The 16155-nt window shown below is 63.8% G+C and carries 17 protein-coding genes; 6 read left to right on the forward strand and 11 right to left on the reverse strand.

Translation table 11 applies throughout. The annotated features are described in order from the left end of the window. Nucleotides 1–519 precede the first annotated feature (519 nt). From OW521_RS00380 to OW521_RS00405, 6 genes are all read right to left on the reverse strand, one after another. Complete coding sequence (locus OW521_RS00380; RefSeq protein ID WP_268021986.1) at nt 520–2073, reverse strand: ABC transporter substrate-binding protein; 1554 nt, start codon at nt 2071–2073, stop codon at nt 520–522. Nucleotides 2074–2190: 117 nt separating this feature from the next. Then, on the reverse strand, nt 2191–3213 hold the full coding sequence (locus OW521_RS00385) for an ABC transporter ATP-binding protein (protein WP_268021987.1): 1023 nt from the start codon (nt 3211–3213) through the stop codon (nt 2191–2193). Continuing rightward, nucleotides 3210–4313, reverse strand: a complete 1104-nt coding sequence (locus tag OW521_RS00390) for an ABC transporter ATP-binding protein (RefSeq protein ID WP_268021988.1) — start codon at nt 4311–4313, stop codon at nt 3210–3212. The genes OW521_RS00385 and OW521_RS00390 overlap by 4 nt, the downstream gene beginning before the upstream one ends. Before the next feature lie 53 nt (nt 4314–4366). Next, nucleotides 4367–5257, reverse strand: a complete 891-nt coding sequence (locus tag OW521_RS00395) for an ABC transporter permease (RefSeq protein ID WP_268021989.1) — start codon at nt 5255–5257, stop codon at nt 4367–4369. Between the two features lie 3 nt (nt 5258–5260). Next, entirely contained in the window at nt 5261–6226 is a 966-nt protein-coding gene (locus OW521_RS00400) for an ABC transporter permease (protein ID WP_268021990.1), read from the reverse strand. 352 nt (nt 6227–6578) lie between these two features. Next, nucleotides 6579–7565, reverse strand: coding sequence for a cyclase family protein (locus OW521_RS00405; protein ID WP_268021991.1), 987 nt, complete (start codon nt 7563–7565; stop codon nt 6579–6581). A 412-nt stretch (nt 7566–7977) separates the two neighbouring features. Between OW521_RS00405 and OW521_RS00410 the strand changes: the two genes are divergently transcribed. From OW521_RS00410 to OW521_RS00430, 5 genes are read left to right on the forward strand one after another with little or no spacing between them, the layout of a single operon-like run. Next, the gene (locus tag OW521_RS00410; RefSeq protein ID WP_268021992.1) at nt 7978–9267 is read left to right on the forward strand and encodes a cytochrome P450; all 1290 of its coding nucleotides are present in this window, start codon (nt 7978–7980) and stop codon (nt 9265–9267) included. Continuing rightward, nucleotides 9264–9482, forward strand: a complete 219-nt coding sequence (locus OW521_RS00415; RefSeq protein ID WP_268021993.1) for a ferredoxin — start codon at nt 9264–9266, stop codon at nt 9480–9482. The genes OW521_RS00410 and OW521_RS00415 overlap by 4 nt, the downstream gene beginning before the upstream one ends. After that, nucleotides 9479–9883, forward strand: coding sequence for a Zn-ribbon domain-containing OB-fold protein (locus tag OW521_RS00420; protein WP_268021994.1), 405 nt, complete (start codon nt 9479–9481; stop codon nt 9881–9883). The genes OW521_RS00415 and OW521_RS00420 overlap by 4 nt, the downstream gene beginning before the upstream one ends. Nucleotide 9884: 1 nt before the next feature. Next, nucleotides 9885–11033 carry a thiolase family protein gene (locus OW521_RS00425; RefSeq protein ID WP_268021995.1) on the forward strand — a complete coding sequence of 383 codons (1149 nt, stop codon included), beginning with the start codon at nt 9885–9887 and terminating at the stop codon, nt 11031–11033. Beyond that, the gene (locus OW521_RS00430) at nt 11030–12262 is read left to right on the forward strand and encodes a CaiB/BaiF CoA transferase family protein (RefSeq protein ID WP_268021996.1); all 1233 of its coding nucleotides are present in this window, start codon (nt 11030–11032) and stop codon (nt 12260–12262) included. The genes OW521_RS00425 and OW521_RS00430 overlap by 4 nt, the downstream gene beginning before the upstream one ends. A 109-nt stretch (nt 12263–12371) precedes the next feature. On the opposite strand, the gene OW521_RS00435 is transcribed toward OW521_RS00430, so the two are convergent. The 5 genes from OW521_RS00435 to OW521_RS00455 form a co-directional block, all read right to left on the reverse strand. Continuing rightward, entirely contained in the window at nt 12372–12623 is a 252-nt protein-coding gene (locus OW521_RS00435) for a hypothetical protein (RefSeq protein WP_268021997.1), read from the reverse strand. A 14-nt stretch (nt 12624–12637) separates the two neighbouring features. Next, nucleotides 12638–12931 carry a hypothetical protein gene (locus OW521_RS00440; protein WP_268021998.1) on the reverse strand — a complete coding sequence of 98 codons (294 nt, stop codon included), beginning with the start codon at nt 12929–12931 and terminating at the stop codon, nt 12638–12640. Then, entirely contained in the window at nt 12921–13439 is a 519-nt protein-coding gene (locus OW521_RS00445) for a hypothetical protein (protein ID WP_268021999.1), read from the reverse strand. Before OW521_RS00445 ends, OW521_RS00440 begins: the two co-directional genes overlap by 11 nt. A 147-nt stretch (nt 13440–13586) precedes the next feature. Beyond that, a complete protein-coding gene (locus OW521_RS00450; protein ID WP_268022000.1) occupies nt 13587–14060 on the reverse strand; it encodes a MarR family winged helix-turn-helix transcriptional regulator in 474 nt (157 codons plus the stop codon). Nucleotides 14061–14096: 36 nt separating this feature from the next. Further along, on the reverse strand, nt 14097–14549 hold the full coding sequence (locus OW521_RS00455) for a MarR family winged helix-turn-helix transcriptional regulator (RefSeq protein WP_268022001.1): 453 nt from the start codon (nt 14547–14549) through the stop codon (nt 14097–14099). Between the two features lie 189 nt (nt 14550–14738). On the opposite strand from OW521_RS00455, the gene OW521_RS00460 reads away from it, so the two are divergent. Next, nucleotides 14739–16151 carry an MFS transporter gene (locus OW521_RS00460; protein ID WP_268022002.1) on the forward strand — a complete coding sequence of 471 codons (1413 nt, stop codon included), beginning with the start codon at nt 14739–14741 and terminating at the stop codon, nt 16149–16151. The last annotated feature ends 4 nt before the right edge of the window (nt 16152–16155 follow it).

Raw genomic sequence — 16155 nt, forward strand, 5'->3', positions numbered from 1 at the left:
TCCGCTAAGGAGTTCATTCGCGTCGTTCATGAAGGCCGCCGACCCGGCACACAGCTCGTTCTTCGCAAGGATGTTCATCAAGGCAGCGCCATCGGTGTAATGCCAAACAAGTCCCGTCTCGTTCTCCGTCATGCCCTGAGCATATTCGGGAGAGGGGCGTGTCCCATTTCCCTCGACACCGCCCGATCCTGACAGTCCCATGGCCCAGCCGGCTTCTGTCAGGATTGCCGAACTTGTCGCAAGCCTGGGTGAGTGTAGATTTGGTCGCTCGGTAGGCATTCTGTGGGCGATAGATGGCGGGTTTTGGTCTAATGGGCTGGGTTGCGCGCTGGATGGCCCGATACGCGATGAATCGTACGAAGCCAGAGAACTGGCTGGAACAACGCAACGAACCGCCTACGACCCTCCGCACCGTCCAGACAGCAGCGGGCTAGGCCTCACCAGCCAATTCCTACTCGCACCTCCGCGACATCACCTTGAGCCTGGCTAGCGAGCTTGTCGGCTCGCCAGCCAGATCCCTTACTTGGAGAAGCCGATCTCCTGATACTTCAGGTAGCCAGGTCCGTAGAGGTTCAGCCCCACCACCTTGGAACTCCCGATGACGCTCGTCGTTGCATAGTAGAGGTCGATCTGCGGCATGATGGCCCAGAGCTTCTGCTCAAGTTCTGAATAGGCCTTCTTGCGCTCCCCGAGGTCGAGCGTATTGCCCGCCGTCTTGAACAGCGCGTCGATCCCCGGATCTGCCACCCCGGAGAAGTTCGTGCGCGAACCGGAGGAGAACCGGCCCTCCATATCCCAGGAGGGATCGATTCCGAAGAAGCCCGTGGCAGTGACTTGGAAGTCCCGTTCGGCGAACTTCTTCGCGTTGAGCGCAAGCGCCGCCATTTCGATCTTAACCGTCACTCCATGAAGCCGGCTCCACTGCTGCTGCAGAACCTCCGCCGACTTGGCAAACGTGCCCGCCGTCGCATTGATCGTCAGCGTGACGGGGCCCTTGTCGGCCACGTAGCTGTCGATGAGGGCCTGGGCCTTCTTGAGGTCGTTCAGCGGTTGCCTGACCTCCGTGCGAAGCGGGTTCCCCTCGGGGAAGATGGAGGTCGCGATGGTGGCGTTTCCCGACTGCACCTTGGCGTTCCAGTCGGTGAGGTCCGTCGCATATGCGAGGGCCTGACGGACCCTTACATCATCGGTGGGCGCCCGGTTGAAGTTGAAGAGGAATCCCCAACCACCGATGTTTGGCTGTTTGTGTGCGTTGAACCCGGCGTCGACGAGGCGTTTGACCAGCGTCGGGTTATCGCCGGCCCAGACGTCCGCTTCGCCTGCTTGGAAGGAGAGTACGGATTGGTCCATGTCCGACTGGACTGTGAACAGGAGCTTATCCAGGTATGGTTTGCCTTCGTCCCAGTAATTGGGGTTCCGGTCAAAGGCCACTTTGCTTCCGGGAGTCCGCGAAGTAAGCATGAAGGGCCCCGCTCCCACAGGATGGACGCCGAAATCGGCCCCGGACTTCTTGACAGCCGTGGGAGAGACCATCATTCCGAGGCTTTGCATCAGGAGGGTCGGAAACTGCCCGTTCGCGGACTTGAGTTGAACGTCCACCGTGACGTCGTCCACCGCGGTGGTCTTCGCGATCTTGTTCGCCGCGTTGAAGGTCTGGGTGGAAGTCGGCTGCGCATAGCGTTCGAAGTTGAACTTGACAGCCTCCGCGTTCAATGGGGTTCCGTCGCTGAACTTGACATTGGGACGGAGCTTGATCTCCCAGTTCAGCAGGTCCTTCGACGTGACGGAGAGCGCGAGGTCGGGCGTGACCTTTCCGTCCTGGTCAACCTGAACGAGCTGGCTGTAAATCGCCGTAAGGTAGGCGCCGTCGGTGGTAGGGCTGAAGAACGTCACGGCCGGATCGAAGCTCGCCGGATCCTGGAAGTAGGCGATCCGCAGGGTGCCGCCCTTCACGCGGGTCACCGGCTCCGTGGAGGCCGACTTCGTGGAGGCGCAGGCCGAGAGGAGCAGTGCGGCTGCCGCCGTCAGCGCAACCAGCGAGAGGATACTTCTTTTCTTCTTGGCATGGTGCATGGGTTTCCTTGCTTTCATGGACTTCGTTGTCGATGTGGCCGTATCGAAGCTGCCGACGGCCTCCTAAGGTTCGGAACGGTGTCTGTTGCCGGCGCTCCTTCCGTTTAGCGGCCTGGTCTATTCATGGGTCTGGTCTAGGGGGAAGTGGCAGGCGATCCAGTGGTCTGATCGGATCTCCCGCCACTCCGGGACTTCTGCAGCGCACAGTGACGTCGCCCGCGGGCAGCGTGTGCGGAACCGGCAGCCCGACGGCGGGTCCAGCGGGGAGGGAATCTCCCCCGAAAGCGGGACCGCAAGTTTCGCCTCGTCTGGATCCTCTTCGGTCGGAGCCTCGGGGATCGCGTCAAGAAGCGCCCTTGTGTAGGGGTGAAGGGGCGCCTCGTAGAGACTCTCCGCAGGGGCGAGCTCACAGAACCTCCCCAAGTACGTGACTGCCACACGGTCGCTGACGTTCTTGACTACGGCGAGGTCGTGGGCAACAAAGATGAGGGTCAGCTGTCGCTGCTGCTTGAGGTCTTCGAGCAGGTTGAGCACCTGGGCCTGCACCGACACGTCAAGGGCGGAGACGGGCTCATCACAGATGACCACCCGCGGATCGAGTGCCAGCGCTCGCGCGATAGAGACGCGCTGGCACTGTCCCCCGGACAACTCCAATGGCCGACGGCGGCCGACGGTATCCGGGTCGATGCCCACCTGGGCGAGCAGTTTCGATGCCTGCTCCCGGCGGGAAGCCGGGGTGCCTTCCTTCCAGATCGCGAGTGGTTCGGCAACGATGTCGACGACGCGCCGGCGCGGATTGAGCGAGGAGATGGGGTCCTGGAAGATCATTTGGAATCGACGGCGGACCTTGCGGAGTTCTTTTCCGTCCAGGCTCCCGAGGTCTTCTCCCTCCAGCAGGATGGAGCCTGACGTGGCCTCCTCCATCCTGACGAGCGTCCTGGCGATCGTGGACTTTCCCGAGCCTGATTCACCCACCAGACCGAGAGTCTCGCCGGCCCGCACCTCGAAACTGACCCCTGACACGGCGTGGACCGTCTGCCCCTTCCCGACGGGAAACTCGACCACGAGATCGCGCACGCTGAGCAGCGCCCGCTCCTCGATGGGTGTTTCCTCGATGGGCATCGTTGTTGACGTCGTCACAGAAGGATCTCCTTTGATCGCTGGCCTGCGCGCTTCTCTACCGGCTGAGAAACCGGAAGACCGGCGGCGGTACGGCCTCGTTCGAGATTCAGGGCCAGCGCGTCCCGGTTCGCCGTGGTCCCCACGGGGTAGAAGCAGCGGTACTCGTGCTCGGCCTGGGTCTCCTTCTCGATGCCGGGTACCTCGGTGAGGCATTTGTCCTGCGCATAGCGGCAACGCGGAGCGAACCGGCACCCCGTGGGGAGGTCTGTCATCGTCGGAGGTCGGCCCGGGATTACGTCGAGCCGGGTGTGTGATGGATTCGCCAGGCGCGGGATGGATCGTCGCAGCGCCTCGGTGTAGGGACTGCGCGGCCTCTGGAGTACCTCCGCGGCGGGTCCCCTCTCAACGATCTGGCCGGCGTACATCACCATGAGGTCGTCGGCATAGGCGGAGGCGATTCCCAGGTCATGAGTGATGAGAATCATCGACATGCGGCGCTGGGTCTGCTGCTGACGCAGCAGCGTCATGATCTGCGCCTGGATCGTCACGTCAAGGGCAGTGGTCGGTTCGTCTGCGATGAGCAGTTCGGGGTTGCCGGCGAGGGCGATGGCGATCATGACTCGCTGGCGCATTCCGCCAGACAGCTCGTGCGGGTACTGCTTCGCCCGGGCCACGGGATCGGGGATGCCGACGGACGCCAGCGCCGAAATGGCAGCCGTTTTCAGTTCCGCCTTGGGCACCAGCTTGTGTTGCTGCAGCAACTCGCTGATCTGGTCGCCGACGGGCATGACCGGGTTCAGCGCTGTCATGGGGTCTTGGAACACCATGGACAGGCGGTCAGCCCAGATGCTGCGCATGTCTTTCTCACGCAGCTTCATCAGATCGACTCCCGAGAGCAGCACCTCTCCTGAGGACTTGCTGTTCGCCTTGGGTGTTAGGCGCATAATGGTGCGGGAAAGCACGCTCTTACCGGACCCGGACTCGCCTACGACCGCGAGGACGTGGCTTGTCGGGAGGGTGAAGGAGACCCCGTCCACGCTTCGGGCGATGCCCTGGGGCGTCTCGAAATGGGTTTGGAGGTTCCGCACATCCAGGGCGGGGGGCTGCACATCGCTCATCGAGATGACCACCCCGGCAACGCCGATACGCCACAGTTCTGCATAATCCGCTCCTATAGCCGAGAGTTTGAGACATCGAGTCGGCGCCTGGCGGCATCTCCGAGGACGTTGAACGAGAGCACCGTGAAGAACAGCACGGCAGCCGGCACGAAGACGAGGGCGGGGTCGGCTCGCAGATCGTATCGGCCATCGGCGATCATTCCTCCCCAGCTCGGCGTCGGCGGTGCCACCCCGAGACCGAGGAAGCTTAGCGAGCTCTCGGCAACGATCAGGCCCGCCATCACGATGACCGCGTACGCAATCATCGGCGGAACGATGTTGGGGAGGATCTCTTTGATGAGGATCCGACCGACCGAGGCGCCCGACAGGCGGGCGGCATGCACGAACTCCCGCGTAGAGAAACGAATCGCATTGGCTCTGGCGACTCGAAGGAATGACGGAATCGCCACGGCCCCGAGGCCGATGATAAGCACCCCCACTCCGCGTCCGAGGACCGCAGCGAGTGCCATGAGGAAGATGAGCGCAGGAAACGCCAGCATGGCGTCGGTGAACGTGCCGATCAGGTTGTCGATCCATGCGCGCCTATATCCGGCGAGGAGGCCGAGCAGACCGCCGACGACCATTCCGACCAGGACCGCGAGGACACCGATGGCAAGCGAGGTGCGCGCGCCCAGAATCACCCGGGAGAGCGTGCTGCGCCCGAGCGAATCCGTACCGAGGAATTCGGGCCAGTTCTGGAAGGGAGGAAGCCGGACACCGATTCCCGCGTCCACGTCAGGTGAGGCGATGGGAAGGATATTGGCGAAGATCGCCACGAAGAGGAGCGCCAGAACCCACGCACAACTGAAAACAACCAGAAGGCGCGAGCCCTTTCGCACCATTCGGCGTCGCAGCGATCGCACCGAAGGCAGGGCGCTGACGGCGGCAACGGTCTCTGTACTCATGTGTCACTTTCCCAATCGTGGGTCAAGATGCCGGTAGGTCAGATCGACTGCCAGATTGACCAGTAGGTAGAAGAGTGCGATCAGGGCCACCAGTGCCTGGACCGTGATCAGGTCCTTGTTCAGAATCGATGTCACGAGCAGACTGCCGATACCTGGGATGGCGAAGACCGTCTCGACGATGACGGTGCCACCAATGAGTTCAGCCAGTCGCAGGCCCGCAACAGTCAGCAACGAGAACGCCGACGGTCTGAACGCGTGACGGATGAGAATCGTGTGGGTGGGCAGCCCCTTGGCTCGGGCCAGTGCGATGAAGTCCTGCTGCAACGTTGCGATGACGTCGGCACGCAGCACGCGCTGGAACACCGCGATCACGGGCAGCGAGAGAGCGAGTGTCGGCAGCATGGCATGGCTGAGGTTCCCGAGGGGATCGTCGCTGAATGACGTCCATCCCGAGACGGGGAGGACGCCCAACTCCACCGAGAAGACGTACACCAGGCCGATGCACGCAAGGAAGTTCGGAACGGCGATGAAGATGCTAGTGACGACATCCAGCGTCCGGTCCAGTATCCTCCCGGCCCGATAGGCAGCGATCAGGGCAAGGGGAATCGACACCAGGAGCGCGACGACGATCGCCGACAGCGCAAGCTGCAAGGTCACCGGAGCACGCTCGGCGATGAGCCCGAGAACAGCCTGCCGGTTGATGTACGAGGATCCGAGATCGCCCCGGAACAGACCGGTGATCCAGTGCCAGTAACGGACGATGAGCGGATCGTTGAATCCGTACATTTCGTTTATCCCGGCGACCGCCTCCGGAGGCGCCCCCTCTCCCGCGATGAGCACCGCCAAGTCACCCGGGACCAGTGACAGCATAAGAGTCGTTGCAAAGGTGACAAGGAAGACCACCGCGATCAGGCGGGCAATTCGCGTCTGCGTGAACGCGCCGATCGAACGCCAGGCCCTGGCCGGCATCCGGCTCCCGTTAACTCGCCGTACGCCGGTCTCTTGCGATAACGCCGTCATCTCTAGTCACTCTCTCCGTCGAGGGCCTGCCGCGAGGCGACATGGCGGCTTGGTGTCCCCTGGCCCGAACGACACTTTCCGCCGTGGCCGGGACTCATACGATCTCTGCGAAATATGTCAGTGGCCACATCATCACCGACCTGAAGCTGGTTCGCTGTAGAAACATCCGACCTCTACAGCAGAATTGGTGTCATCCGCGATGCCCAGCGTGTCAATGGCACTCGCAGCTTGATGGGTTGCGGAGCCAGCGAAAGCGCCGATCCCGGGCGAAGACATCCGGGACCGGCCGCTTTCATGCCTCCTAGTAGAGGAGGAGCGGGTTGATGAGAACGCCCGTGGAGCGGTGAATGGCGGTGGGCGCGGCGACGAGCAGGCCAGTGGAGGTGCCTGCTTCCTTCAGCGCGGCCGCGGCGGGGCCCAGGAGGCAGTTGTCGACGAGGCATAGGCCGATTGCCCAAATGAGGCTGTGTACCTCCAGCGATCCTGTCGGAGTGTTCCGGGCATCATGGAAGTCCCAGAGCACAAGGCCCGGATCCTTGGAGGCGATCCATTTTGCGCCGTCCTCACCGATGCCGGGGCGCTTCACTGTGGCGGCACCGCTCGGGTAGATGTTCCCGGCAGCCTCGTACCTGTCGCGGCCTTGGTAGATGATCAGCGCGTCACCAAGCTCAAGGGACACCCCCGTCGCCGTGAGGGCGGCGTCGAGCTCCGCGGCCGTGACGGGTTCCTCTGCTGTGACCCACTCGACGCCGCGCACGGCGGGGATGTCGAGCAGCACGCCGCGCGTCGCAATGCCGTGCTGTGCCCAGTTGACCATCGTGTCTTCATCGGTCTCGGTATTCCGGGCGGGGATGGGGCCGTGCCAGGTGGCGTCCGCGCCGATGTGAGCAAGACCGTCCAGATGGGTGTTATGCACGCCGTGCGCGTCGTACTTGATGACATCGCCTCCGTGAGCAGAGCGGCCATGAATGCCGATCTGCACCTCAAGTTCAACTCCTCCGTGGCCGCTAGGCATTTCTGACAGACCCAGCTTTCGCCACTGTTCCTTCTCTTCATCGGCAGCTTTCCGGCTGCCAGCAAGACGATCGGGGCGGGTCTCGATCTCCTTTTCAAGAGAGATGGCCTTGCCTAACTTCACCCCTCCGACCCCGCGGAGCCGGGCTACCTCGTCAATGAGCGCCACGGAGCCACGGCACTGCACGCCCTCGACGTGGCGGCCGGCGTCGTGCTTGCTTGCAATTTCCCGCACCCACGGGGCGAGGGGGTCGGGTCCGATTTCGTCTGACATCTCTGATTCCATTTCTCCCGGGGTTGGGCCCGGGCCATCTAGCTTGAAACTGACTTGTGCCAATCGCACAGGGGCTAGTCCGACTCCTTCGTCGTGCGTGTATCCGGGAAAACCGACCCCAGCATCTGACCTCTACAACGGAACAGTCATGCCCTACAGTGAACTGCGATTAAACGTTGCACGGCGCCCCGTGCGGCGTCAACAGGTAGCGCTCACCCTTAATTGCGGACGTCCGACAGAAGCGGGCTTGACACTAGCCCGTCCGGAGCCCATGCTGGGAGTGCGTCTAACAGTACAGGCGTTCCATACAACAAAACATCATGAGTTCTTGATTGATCTCGAAGAGTCCCGAGGCAACGGCGCGCGGACATCGAGGCAAGGGCGGACTCAGACTCAAGGGAAAGGGACTCAGATGACCACCGTCGACATCGATCCCACCAAGATTGACTTCTTCACCGATCCGGAGACAGCGAAGACGGCAGAGCCTTACTTCGACTACATGCTCGCCAACCATCCGGTGTGGCGTGAGCCAAAGTACGGTGTCGTAATCGTCACGGGATACGAAGAAGCTCTGCAGGTGTACCACCAGCCTGAGGTTTACTCCTCGCTCAACCGCACGGGCGGGCCGGTTCTCGACCTGCCCGTCGAACTCGTCGGCGACGACCTGAGCGAGCTCCTCGAGAAGTACCGTGAGTACTTCCCGAACAACGACCAGATTGTCACCTTCGATCCGCCGGTTCACACCGACCACCGCACGCTCCTGATGGGTCTCATCACACCGAAGCGCCTAAAAGAGAACGAGGACTTCCTCAAACGCACCGCGGACCGCTTCCTTGACGGGATCATCCCGCGGGGCAACTGCGACTTCATCTGGGACTATGCCAAGGGCTACACCATCCTCGCGGTGGCCGACCTGCTCGGCGTGCCCGAGGAGGACCACCCAATGCTGCTTGAGTTACTCGCCTCGGCTCCGGGTCCCGTGCTCGGCAACCTCGAGCTCCAGGCCAGCCATCACAGCAGCATTGAAAAGCTCTACGACTACTTCGTCGCGAAGATCGAAGAACGCCGCAATGATCCGAAGGAGGACGTGATCACCGGCATGGCGCTGGCCACCTTCCCCGACGGCTCCCTTCCCGAGCCACTTGAGGTCGCCCGTATCGCGTCCAACATGTTTGCCGCCGGCCAGGAGACCACGGTGCAGCTGATGGGCATCGCCCTGCAGCGTATCGCCGAGGACCAGGACCTGCAGGGCCTGCTGCGCCGTGAACCCTCGCTGATTCCAAAGTTCATCGAGGAAACGCTCCGCATCGAAGCACCCATCAAGGGATCCTTCCGGCTCACCAAAGTCGCCACCAGCATCGGCGGACACGACCTCTCCCCAGGCACCGTCGTCATGCTCCTGCACGGAGCCTCGGGCCGCGATCCCCGGCTCTTCGACAATCCGGCCGAGTTCGACATCGAACGTGCGAACGCCAGGCAGCACCTCGCCTTCGGCCGCGGCATCCACACCTGCCCGGGTGCCCCGCTCGCGCGCGCCGAAGCGGTCTTCTCGATCCAGCGCTTCCTCGAACGCACCGAGCGCATGTGGATCAGCGAAGAGCACCACGGCCCGAAGGACGCCCGCGAGTGGGACCTGATCCGTAGCTACAAGTTCCGCGGCCACAACAAGCTCTTCCTCGAGTACACGCCGAAGGAGGCATGATGTCTGAAAACCTCACCATCGACCGGGACCGGTGCATGGGCTCGGGGCAGTGCACGTTCTATGCGCCGGGCACCTTCGATCTCGACGATCTCAGCATCGCTATCGTCACCAACGAGCACGGCGACCCTGAAGACAAGATCCAGATGGCCATCAACGTTTGCCCCACCCGGGCCATCGCACTGGCGGCCGCAGCCAACAAGGAAGGTGTGCAATGACAACGACTACCGAGGCCCCAGCCTCACAGCCCATTGCAGACATGGAGGCCGACAGCCTGATCGGCACGTTCCCCGAAGGACAGCGCCTGGTCGGCAGCCAGTGCAACACATGTGGCTGCACGATGATCGGCAGCCGCGTGGTCTGCAGTTCCTGCATCAGCCGCGACGTAAGCCGCGTTGCGCTGCCGAGCACCGGCGTGCTCTACTCCTTCACCCGCATACACGTCGGCACCGCGGGCATCCGCCCGCTTGGCTATGTCGACCTGGACAACGGCGTACGCACCCTGGCCGACATCCGCGAGGGTGACGTGCCACTGCGCCCCGACATGCGGGTCGAGCTTGGTATCGACGACGACGACTGGTTCTTCACGCCGGCGGCCGGCGAAAAGCGAGAGGATTAACATGAGTGAGAATGTATTTGTGATTTCGGCGGCGATGATCCCGTTCGGGAAGCACCGCACCTCCTCGTATGTCGGCCTCGCCGTCTCCCCGCTCATCGATGCGATCCGCGATGCTGGAATTGAAAAGTCGGACGTCGACGCCGTTTATGTCGGCCACTCCTACGGTGGCATGATGACCGGGCAGCGCATCTGCAAAGAGATCGGGCTCGGCACTGTCCCCACGGTCAACGTCGACAACGCCTGCTCAAGCGGTGCCACGGCGATACACGAGGCGTGGCAGGCCATCTCGCAGGGCCTGATCGATATCGCCGTCGTGATCGGCGTCGAGAAGCTGACCCAGTTCGGCGGCGGCACGCTGCCCCTCTCTCCAGAGGACCGCGAGGTCAAGCAGGGCATCATCATGCCCGCGGTCTATGCCATGCGAGCCACCCGCTACCTTCACGAGACCGACGCGACGCCCGAGGACCTCGCACTGGTCAGCGTCAAGGCCCGCAAGCACGGCGCACTGAATCCGTTCGCGCAATTCCGCAAGGAGACGACCGTCGAGGAGGTGCTCAACGCGCGCCGCGTCGCCGACCCGCTGACCCTGCCCATGTGCTGCCCCACAGGTGACGGTGCCGCCGTCGTCGTGCTCGCCTCAGAGCGCGCACGCAAGCGCCTCGACTCCAAGCCAGGCATCCGCGTGGCCGCCTCTGTGCTGCACTCCGGTCATGTCGCCGAGGGCTTCCGCGACATGATCAAGCCCGAGATCTCCTACGATTCGGCCCGCGACGCCTATGCGATGGCCGGCGTCGGGCCAAAGGATCTCGACATGATCGAGCTGCACGATGCGTTCTCGATCGCCGAACTCATTTACTACGAGGCCTTCGGGCTCGCCGAGCCCGGGCACGGCGTGGACCTTATTCGCGACGGCAAGACGACGTTCGGCGGTGATGTTGTGGTGAACCCCAGCGGGGGCCTGCTCTCGAAGGGCCACCCGGTCGGCGCAAGCGGCGTCGCGCAGGTCGCCGAGGCGTTCTGGCAGCTCACTGACCAAGCGGGCGCACGGCAGATCGACAAAGCGCGCTGGGCGATGACCCACGTCACCGGTGGCGGCACCGCTGGCCTCGATCATGGCGCCTGCACCATTCATATCTTCGAGGCGGCATGACCACCATCGAGCGTCCGCCACTGGAGGGGATCCGGGTCATCGACCTCACCACCTTCCTTTCCGGCCCTTCGGCAACGCAGCTCCTCGGGGACCTCGGCGCGGACGTCATCAAGGTCGAATCGCTCGCGGGTGACTCAAGCCGCGCCATCGCCGGCCCCGAGATCGACGACGTCAGCGCCTACTACCTGGCGAACAACCGCAACAAACGCAGCGTCGCGATCGACCTCAAGGCTCCGCGGGGCCTTGAGGTCATGAAGCGCCTGATCGCGGGCGCCGACGTCGTCATCGAGAACTTCCGGCCCGGCGTCACCACCCGGCTCGGACTGGAACCCTCGACCATTCTCGAGGCCCAGCCCTCGCTCATCTGGGCGTCCATCAGCGGGTTCGGACAGGAGGGCCCCCTTCGCGACCGCCCGGCCTACGACATGGTGGTGCAGGCCCTCAGCGGGGTTATGAGCCTCACCGGCCACCCGAACGCCCCCGCCGCGCGGCTGGGCATCCCCGCCGGTGACGTCGTCGCGGGGCTGTACTCCGTGATCGGCATCCTGGCCGCCCTCCGGGCGCGGGACGAGACCGGTCGCGGCCGCATTATCGATGTCTCGATGCTGCGGGGCCAGCTGGCGATGCTGTCCTACCAAGCCCTGTACACCTCGGTTAACAACACCGCACCCGAGCCGCAGGGAGCAGGCCACGACTCCATCGCCACCTATCGCTCATTCCGGGGAGGCGACGGCCGCGAGTTCGTCGTCACGGCCAACACCCCCCGGATGTGGGAGGGCATGTGCCAGACGCTCGGCCTCGGCGAACTGGTCAGCGACGAACGCTTCATCGACGCCGCGAGCCGGCTGCGGAACAAAGAGGCCCTCTGGGAAATCCTCGAGGCCCGTCTCGCCGAAAGGCCCGCCGACGAATGGGTCAAGCTCCTCGCAGATGCATCGGTGCCCGTCGCTCCAGTGAAGAACGTCCTCGAGGCGCTCGAGGACGCCCGCGAGGCCGGTGACGGTTCACTCCTCACCCTGAGGAAAGGCGCGACCTCGTTCGAAAACGTCGCAACACCAATCCGCTTTGTCGACACGATCGACGTCGAACCGGCCTACCCGCCGGCTCTCGGCGCAGACACCATCAGCATCCTCACCCGGGAGCTTGGGCTCTCGAGCCTGGAGGTCAAGGATTTGCTGGAGGACGGGATAGTCCTTGCACCGTCGAGCGATCGCTCGGCAGCAGTGTAGGAGACACGAGACACGCCTAGATTCCCGGCTGAGACCAACGTCGTCCTACACGGGTCTTCGAGACACGAAACGGCCGGGCCCCAACGCCCGGCCGTTTCTTCGTCCCCGCCTACCGGCTGACGATATCCAGCGCGATGTCGACAAGCATGTCCTCCTGGGCCCCGACGAGCCCCCGCTCCCCCGCCACGGTGAGGAGTTCGCGGGCATCGGGGCCGTAGGTCCTCGACGCGTCCTCGGCGTGCCGGAGAAAACTTGAGTACGCCCCGGCGTAACCCAGGGTGAGCGTCTCGCGGTCCACCTGCACCGGCCGGTCCTGCATCGGCAGCACAAAGTCATCGGCCGCGTCCTGCAGCTCGAACACCGAGCATCCGGCCCCTAGCCGAGCCGGTCGGCCGCCCCGACGAAGGCCTCGATCGGCGTGTTCCCGCTACCGGCACCGTGCCCCGCGAGCGAAGCGTCCACCCGGTAGGCACCCTCTTCGACGGCGACGACTGAGTTTGCGACGGCGAGCGAGAGGTTCTGGTGGGCGTGGATGCCGACCTGTGTGCCGGCATCGGGCACGTCGGGATAGGCGCGAATGCGCCCGCTAACGCCCGCCATTGTCGATACGCCTGCGGAGTCGGTCACGTAGACGCAGTGGGCGTCGGCGTTCTTCTCCTCAGTGCTCATCGCGATAGCGAGGTCGTGCACCTGCGGCGTGACGGAGGGCCGGAGGCGACCAGTGCACCGACCTCGGGAATGTGCACGAATTCGCGTCGCTTGAAGTCAGCTGGTCCCGCAGCCACTGCTCGGCGGCGCCAACGTGCTGGGGAGCCGCCTGCACGTTGAAGTGGTCGATTCGCCGCACTCCGAGTCCGCGCCTCCTCGAGCTGTTGCTTGGCAGCTTGGATCGGATCTCCTCGGGAGCCTGCGGTGTGTCGATGTCGTAGTACAACTCGAACGGATGCTCCGATTGAGGAACCAGGAAGCGGATGGCGGTGCCGCGGCCGGACTGGTGACCGTGCGGCAGTTCGATCACCTCGATATCCTGTGCACTGAGCTGCTGGGAGAACAGCTCAACGTCCTCGGGACGCGCTACGCGGAAGCTGTAGGAGTCCACGATGGGAGCATCGCTCGCGAACAGCACGAGCGAGTGGTGCTTCAAGTGAAGAGAGGTCTCAAGATTGGGGGGTGCCAAGCGAGATGGCACCTACGTGGGCGATGCGAGGGCCTGAAAATGACGTCGGTGTCATAGTGTGTGCTCCTTTTTGTGGTCCCCTAGGTAAGGGTCGATGCAGCGTGAGTCTATGCACCCGTCCCCCGGGCCCTCTCGACCCAGTCCCACTCAGCGGGATGGAACGCGGGGTCCGGCCGACTTTGCCCGGGCTGAATCCTTCAGCGATTCAGCGAGTTTCTTTAGAGTCTTCGCTGTAGCTTCGGCGTCTTCCTGGCTCCAGTCCTGGAGATACTCCTGCAAAGTGGCGGTGCGCCGCGCTTCGATCTGCCCCAGCTTCTCCGCGCCTGAGTCGGTGAGGGCAAGCAACTGGGCCCGGCCGTCGTCAGGATCCTGCCGCCGGATGACGTAACCCTGCTCTTCAAGGTCCGCGATGTGGCGACTGAGAACCGGCGCGCTGACACCCAGCCGCTCGGCCAGCTGGGTGGCGCGCGATTCCCCCTCCCCGACGAACTTGAGAACGCCGTGTACCGCAACGCCGGCGACGTTCCCGCGCACGCTTGCAGCGGCTGCGCACTTCACCACGCGCTGAAGGTCCAAGATCCGGTAGACGAGATCTGCTGCCGTATCCGATGCAAGTGCCATAACTCTGAGTTCTCCTCGGTTGTTGGCCTCAGCCAGCTACTGGGGCCTCGGCCAGGGGTGGCCGTCCAGCCGTTCGATATCGCCGTTGAAGCGTTTGAGGGCCAGGGCGAATTCCGCAACATCCTGGCTGGTCCAGTCCTGCAGTACCCGGGAAAGGGCCTTCACGTTAGCCTCACGTTCCTCGTCCAGGAGGCGTTCGCCCTGAGGCGTGATGCGGAACTTGCGGGCAATGCCTCCATCCGGGTCGGCAATGCGTTCGGCCAACCCGGCCCGCATCATGGCCGCGGTCTGGCGGTTCAGGGTTGAGGCGTCCAACCCAAGGGCATCGCTGAGTTCGCCTATGCTCATCGACCCCTCGATCCTGATGCGGTTGAGCAGGGTGTAGGCGCTGCGGTCCAGCTGGCCACCGCTGCGCCGAGAGAGCAGGCCCAGGTGGCGGCCCAGCAGCATGGACTCGAATTCGACAGCCCGCGCGGCTTGCTGATCCATGGATTTCCCTTCCTCCCGCCGCCTGTTACGGACAGCCCCCTCAGATATAGCACGAGCGAACCTGCATACCCGTTGTGTATGATACATAGTCTATGTATCATACACATTAGAAACCCTTCCATCCCTCCATATCCAGGAGATTCCTATGAGCTCCCCCTCTCCGCCACCAGAACCGGCCCATTGGTGGCCGTGCTGGCATTCTCGGGCATCGTGGCCTCGCTCACGCAAACCCTCGTGGTCCCCCTTATCGCGGAACTGCCGAAGATTTTTGACACGACGGCGTCGAACACTTCCTGGGTCATCACCGTGACACTCCTGGCCGGTGTGGTCAGCACCCCCGTAGCCGGGAAGCTCGGTGACATGTTCGGCAAGCGCCGGATGATCCTCATCTCGCTAATACCGCTGATCCTCGGATCCATCCTTTGCGCCGTGGCCGTCTCCGTGGTTCCGATGATCATTGGACGCGGCCTGCAGGGCCTCGCCACAGGCCTAGTTCCACTGGGCATCAGCCTGCTCAAAGACCTGCTTCCTCCGCAGCGACTGCACGGTGCGATTGCCCTGATGAGTTCCTCGATGGGCATCGGGGGTGCGCTGGGCCTGCCCATCGCGGCCGCCGTAGCCCAGTACACCAACTGGCGCACCCTGTTCTGGGCCGTGGCAGTCGTGGCCGCATTGGGCATGGTGCTGGTCTGGAAGGTCATCCCGGCCGCCGCGGCACCGGAACGAGCCGGAAAATTCGACGTTCTTGGGGCACACGGCCTCGGCGCAGCCCTGGTCTGCCTCCTCCTGGCCGTGTCCAAGGGCGCGGACTGGGGCTGGGGCAGCCTCACCGTGCTCGGCCTGTTCGCCGGCGCCGTCGTACTCTTCCTCCTCTGGGGAGTGTGGGAGCTACGCACCCGCGACGCCCTGGTCGACCTGCGCGTCACCGCCAGCCGCCCCGTGCTGCTGACCAATGCTGCGTCCATCCTGGTGGGCTTCGCCCTCTATTCCCAGTCGCTGATCATCCCGCAGATCCTCCAGCTCCCCACGCAGACCGGATACGGCCTAGGCCAATCGATGCTGCAGATGGGCCTATGGATGGCCCCCTCCGGCATAGCGATGATGCTCATCTCGCCGGTTGGGGCGCGGCTCACCGCCGCCCGCGGACCGAAGACCACCCTCATCGTCGGCGCTATCATCATGGGCGCCGGCTATGCCGGCGCGGCCCTGATGATGGGGACCGTCTGGGGCCTGCTCGTCGCGACGGCAGTCGCCGGCATCGGCGTCGGCTTCGCCTATGGGGCCATGCCGGCCCTGATCATGAGCAGCGTCCCAAGCACGGAGACCGGCTCCGCAAACAGCTTCAACTCACTGATGCGCTCAATCGGCCTTTCCCTCTCCGCCGCCATCATAGGCGTCGTCCTGGCCCAGATGTCCGCCCCGTTCGGTGCTCATGCCATCGCCACCCCGGACGGTTTCCGGACAGGCCTGTTCATCGGATGCGGCGTTGCCCTGGGCGCCGCGGCGCTCTGCCTGGCCATCCCCACGGCAGCAAAGACCACGCCGGACTCCTCAGGGCGCAGCGACAGTCACGCAATGGAACCCGCGGCAACCAGCCACTGACACC

The sequence above is a fragment of the Arthrobacter sp. MMS18-M83 genome (genome assembly GCF_026683955.1).
Lineage (GTDB): Bacteria > Actinomycetota > Actinomycetes > Actinomycetales > Micrococcaceae > Arthrobacter.